General features: G+C 55.7%; 5 protein-coding genes. All 5 read right to left on the bottom strand.

Features of this window, described 5'->3' with window-relative positions; genetic code table 11:
• Window positions 1-131 precede the first annotated feature (131 nt).
• Window positions 132-1,034 carry a glucose-1-phosphate thymidylyltransferase RfbA gene (gene rfbA / locus DU506_RS20565; RefSeq protein WP_114488712.1) on the bottom strand — a complete coding sequence of 301 codons (903 nt, stop codon included), beginning with the start codon at window positions 1,032-1,034 and terminating at the stop codon, window positions 132-134.
• Between the two features lie 31 nt (window positions 1,035-1,065).
• Complete coding sequence (gene rfbD, locus DU506_RS20560; RefSeq protein ID WP_114488711.1) at window positions 1,066-1,950, bottom strand: dTDP-4-dehydrorhamnose reductase; 885 nt, start codon at window positions 1,948-1,950, stop codon at window positions 1,066-1,068.
• 27 nt (window positions 1,951-1,977) lie between these two features.
• Window positions 1,978-3,039, bottom strand: a complete 1,062-nt coding sequence (rfbB, locus tag DU506_RS20555) for a dTDP-glucose 4,6-dehydratase (protein WP_114488710.1) — start codon at window positions 3,037-3,039, stop codon at window positions 1,978-1,980.
• A gap of 248 nt (window positions 3,040-3,287) precedes the next feature.
• Entirely contained in the window at window positions 3,288-3,944 is a 657-nt protein-coding gene (locus DU506_RS20550) for a hypothetical protein (protein ID WP_114488709.1), read from the bottom strand.
• Window positions 3,945-4,064: 120 nt separating this feature from the next.
• Window positions 4,065-4,877 carry a Ku family protein gene (locus DU506_RS20545; RefSeq protein WP_147273805.1) on the bottom strand — a complete coding sequence of 271 codons (813 nt, stop codon included), beginning with the start codon at window positions 4,875-4,877 and terminating at the stop codon, window positions 4,065-4,067.
• Window positions 4,878-5,118: the final 241 nt, after the last annotated feature.

Here is a 5,118-nt window from a genome sequence, read left to right as displayed (position 1 = left end):
TGATCCTGATCTTCCAGAGCGCCGAACTGAGCGAAGCATTCGGCGGTGGGTCTTGACGACCTATTGCAAACGTAGCGGGTTGGCTACCGCTTTCCCTGGTCAACCGGGCTTGCTGTCACAAACCTCGTCCTTTAGGGCGAGGTAGTTGACACACCAGACTCCTTCGCACTCAAACGGCTCAACAAATATTGCCCGTAGCCGGTCTTGGCTAGGGCGTTGGCACCATCGCGTAGCGCCTCATCGCTCAACCAGCCCTGATGCCAGGCTATTTCTTCCAGACACGCCACTTTCAAACCCTGGCGATGTTCGATGGTTTGCACGTACTGGCTAGCTTCCAACAAGCTGTCGTGGGTGCCGGTATCGAGCCAAGCGAAACCTCGGCCCAGGCGCTCGACACGCAAGTCACCACGTTCAAGGTAAGCATTGTTGATACTAGTGATTTCCAGTTCGCCACGCTCGGAAGGCTCCACTTTGCGGGCGATCTCGACCACATCGTTGTCATAGAAATACAGACCGGTCACCGCATAGGGTGACTTGGGCTTGGCGGGTTTTTCCTCGATGGACACCGCCTTGCCTTCGGCATCGAACTCCACCACACCGAAACGTTCCGGATCTTTCACCAGATAGCCGAACACTGTCGCTCCACCTTCCTGCTCCGTCGCCCGTTTCAACTGCTCGGAAAAATGCTGACCATGGAAAATGTTATCACCCAACACAAGGCATACCGGTGCATCACCGATGAACTCTTCACCGATCAAAAATGCCTGTGCCAAACCTTCCGGCCTTGGCTGCACGGCATACTCGAAGCGCACGCCGAACGCCTCGCCGGAACCCAAAAGGTTCTCGTACTGCGGCAGGTCTTCCGGGGTGGAGATAACCAATATCTCGCGAATACCCGCCAGCATCAGCACTGAAATCGGATAATAGATCATCGGTTTGTCGTAGATCGGCAATAACTGCTTGGACACACCACGGGTGATGGGATGCAGCCGTGTGCCACTACCACCCGCCAGAATAATACCTTTACGTTGCATGTTGCGTTGCTCCTTGCATTCTACGACGGCGCTACCGACGGGAAACCGCGATTTCTTCCAGGGTGAGGGCCACTTGGCTTTGCCAGTCAGGCAAGCGTATTCCCAACGCCTTTTGTAATTTATCCAGTTCCAGCCTTGAATTCAGGGGTCGTGGCGCTGGAGTGGGGTACTCATGCGTTGGAATCGCTGCGACCCTTTCCGGTGCAATAGCCATAGGCATACCGATCTCATTCGCAAGCCGGAAAATTTCACAGGCAAAGCCGTGCCAACTGGTTTCACCTAGTGGGGCAAGATGGTAAATGCCCGGCGCCAATGTGGCCCGTTGCCACAGTGCCTGCTGCGTGATCAGAGCGATAAGTCGTGCCGGAGTCGGCGCCCCTACCTGATCTGCCACCACCTTCAAAGCGTCACGTTCCGCTCCCAAGCGTAGCATCGTAGAAAGAAAGCTCTTGCCATGGGCGCTATATACCCAACTGGTACGGAAAATCAGGTGGCGACAGCCGCTTTGCTCAACGGCCGCGTCACCGGCAAGCTTGGTTTGGCCATAGACATTGCCCGGCCCCGGGCTATCGCTTTCCAGCCAAGGAGTTTCTCCCTCGCCGGAATAGACGTAATCCGACGAGTAATGTACCAGCCAAGCCTCACGTTCCCGGCAATAATCAGCCAGTTGCGCGGGCAAGGCCGCATTCAAACGGTCGGCAAGGGCATGGTTACTTTCCGCCCCATCCACCGCCGTGTAAGCCGCCGCGTTGACCACCATATCCGGTTGATGGTCGGCCAGGTAAGCATCCACCGCCCGTGGGTCGGTCAAATCCAGTTCGCCACGGTTCGGCGCGAGTATTTCGCCCAAGGTACTCAACTGGCGACGCAGTTCAAAGCCAACCTGGCCGCTGCCGCCGGTAATCAAGAGTTTCATTCTCTCTCCCTTTTTCATTGGCTAACGTTATTGGTTAACGCCCAAACGCTGGCCCTGGTAGCTGCCATCCTGTACCCGCTGCCACCATCCACGGTTTTCCAGATACCACTGCACGGTCTTGCGAAGCCCGGTTTCGAAGGTTTCCTCCGGTGACCAGCCCAGTTCACGAGTCATCTTTCCGGCATCGATCGCATAGCGCTGATCGTGCCCCGGCCGGTCGCTAACAAAGGTGATCAAATCACGATACGGGGATTCTGCGGGCACCAACTCCTGGAGCAAATCACATAACGTCCGCACCACGTCGAGATTGGCCTTTTCGTTATGCCCACCAATATTGTAGGTTTCGCCCACCGAGCCTTCGGTCACTACTTTCACCAAGGCGCGAGCGTGGTCTTCCACATACAGCCAATCACGCACCTGTTGGCCATCGCCATACACCGGTAACGGCTTTCCTGCCAAGGCGTTCAGGATCATCAACGGGATCAGCTTTTCAGGAAAGTGGTAAGGCCCGTAATTGTTCGAACAATTGGTGATCAGTACCGGTAATCCGAAAGTGCGATACCAAGCGCGCACCAGATGGTCGGAGCTTGCCTTGCTGGCCGAATAAGGGGAACTCGGCGCGTAGGGAGTCTCTTCGGTAAAGAGGTCTTCCGGCCCTTCCAGGTCGCCATACACTTCGTCGGTGGAAACGTGGTGAAAGCGAAACGCTGCGGCGCGTTGCGGGGCACTTTGCTGTAGCTGTTTCCAGTAATCGCGCGCGGCCTCCAGCAACACATAAGTGCCTACGATGTTGGTCTGGATGAATTCCGCCGGACCGTCGATGGAACGGTCCACGTGGGATTCCGCCGCAAGATGCATCACCGCATCCGGCGCGTGGGCGTCAAACACCTCGGCCATTTGATTCGCATTGCGAATATCCGCATGCGCAAAAAAATAGCGCTCGCTTTTAGCCACCGCCTCAAGCGACTCAAGGTTGCCTGCGTAGGTCAGCGCGTCCACATTGACCACGTCATGGTCGGTGTGGGTAATCAAATAACGCACCACGGCGGAGCCGATGAATCCCGCCCCGCCGGTAATTAAAAATTTCATCTTGGTTGTCCCATCACGCCAATGGCATACGTATCACCCATTCACAACGACCCTCACCACGGTTCATCGAAGTGAACATTTAGGCCGCAATCATAGCACGACGAGGCTTGCGGTCACGACTGAGTCAAGTCTTGGAATGGTGGTGCACAGTTCATAGCGGCTTCCTCATGACATACTGTTAAACAACTCCTCTGGCACGTCATCATAAAAGAGTCGCCCAGTGCGATAGCCATGAAAAGCGCAGGATCTCACTCACGTCGCCGACGCTTGCGGTAAGCGTTCAGATCCACCACCTTACTGTTACTCGCTGGCTTCTCTTCCTTGCCTGGTTTGTTATCTGGGATAAGCAGGTCATCGTCCGAGAAAGACAGCACATCCTCTTCTGGCTCCACTTCCGGGTAAGACTGGCACTGGCGTAGGCGTTTCTCCACCTCACTCAACTTCCTGGGACTGGTTTGCATATCGGTTGGCGTGGGCAGTAACTGCTGAAGCCAGGCCACCTGATCGGTAACCGAGAGCTTGGTGTTGGCTTCGTAGGCTTGTTCAAAGGCGTAGCGGTACTCAGGGTAGATCTTACCCCAGCGGTCGAGATAACGAGACGGACTGCCCCAGGTTTGGCGAAGTAATGCCCAGCTTGAGTGGTTGTAGGCGCTGATCTGGAACACGACTTCATCGTAATCTTCCAGGTGATACTCACCTCGTTGCAGCTGCTCGATCAGATGATCCAGAGACGCCAGTAACGCCGGGGCATACTGCCGATACCCCAGCCCTGACAGCCAACGTTGCCTCAGCGCCGTCAGTTGCACATCATCAAGATTGTAACGACTCAGGCGCTTGGCTTGGGTGTTCAAGCGCTGCTGCTCACGCTGGGTGAGGATAAGCGCAATTGTCAGATCAGAGAGCATGAGAAGGTATCATCGTCAGGGATGCCGGGGTGTATGACTGCCATACTGGATTGTTGCAGTATGACAGTAATGAATGATTGCACTATGCCGTGGCGCTCAGGGTGTGAACGGTCTTGTTCGTCACGAGGCAGTCTCCACCTCCAGAGCGCTTGGTTGAGGCGATCCCGCTTCACTGGGTTGTGACAGGCGATCCATCCAGAAGCGAATCCTGTAGGGCATCCAGTCAGGATGCGCCTGAGCAAACTCGATCAACGTGTCCGGGGACAAGCAGACTACCCCTGCATGAGGCTCCCCCAGGTATTGCCCTTCGGTGGTGAAAAGAAACACCCTATCGACCGCTAGCCTGGCGGGCTCAAAATGCGTCTGGTTCAGGTCTACCTTGCCCTTCTTGACCTGAGCGACGGCGGTCTTGCCTGTCTCACGGTGTTGCAGCAGGTATTCATAACCCACCGTGCTTTTCTTGCAGCTGCTCGGTACCAGGAAGTAGCCCTTCGATTGCAGGTAGATGCCGACAAGATCCTCGCAATCATCGAAGGAGATCAGATCCAGCAACCGAGCCGACGTCAGCGACACCGGGTAGTCGGTGCCGAGGACAGTGGCTTGATTGGCCAATGCGAAGCTGTAGGCTACGGCACTAGGCTCCTTGATGGACTGCAGCGTTGGCCGTCTCCCGACAAAACTGTTCACCACCTTGCCCGGCACCTGGTCAACGGACATCTTGGGGGACCAGCGGCAGCGGCGCAGGTTCACCATGTCATATTGCCGGCTGGCTTCGCTTGCGTCATAGAACCAGTCACTTTCCACCACGCCCAGGTAGTAGTTGCCTTCCAGGTCGCGTGTCCAGCACAGGTCACCTTCCTGCACTTTGTCGTGAAGCTGGATAACGGTGGCGTAGCGCTTCTTGCCTTTACGGCCATACTTGTCGCCCGCCATCTCCAAGTATGCGGGCCAGTCCAGTGGCCCGTCAGAATCAACACGCCAACCGACCCCCATCAGGTTGTTAGCCAGGCAGTATTGGCGTGGGTTGAAGCCCTTTTGGGCTGCTGTCTTTAGCAATGGTTCGGACAGTTTTAAAGAAAGCCTGATGCTCAGATAATGGGGTCTCTCACAACATCACCACCCGAGCACAGGCTTTCATGGAAATAGTCAATACAGTCTTGCAGCAGATGTCCAG

The organism is Vreelandella rituensis (assembly GCF_003336665.1).
Lineage (GTDB): Bacteria > Pseudomonadota > Gammaproteobacteria > Pseudomonadales > Halomonadaceae > Vreelandella > Vreelandella rituensis.
The sequence above is the reverse complement of the archived record's forward strand: the minus strand, read 5'-3'. Positions and strand labels throughout refer to the sequence as shown.

Coding starts and splice junctions, on each gene's coding strand:
- rfbA (WP_114488712.1), bottom strand. CDS start 1,034: ATGCAACGTAAAGGTATTATTCTGGCGGGTGGTAGTGGCACACGGCTG.
- rfbD (WP_114488711.1), bottom strand. CDS start 1,950: ATGAAACTCTTGATTACCGGCGGCAGCGGCCAGGTTGGCTTTGAACTG.
- rfbB (WP_114488710.1), bottom strand. CDS start 3,039: ATGAAATTTTTAATTACCGGCGGGGCGGGATTCATCGGCTCCGCCGTG.
- DU506_RS20550 (WP_114488709.1), bottom strand. CDS start 3,944: ATGCTCTCTGATCTGACAATTGCGCTTATCCTCACCCAGCGTGAGCAG.
- DU506_RS20545 (WP_147273805.1), bottom strand. CDS start 4,877: ATGGCGGGCGACAAGTATGGCCGTAAAGGCAAGAAGCGCTACGCCACC.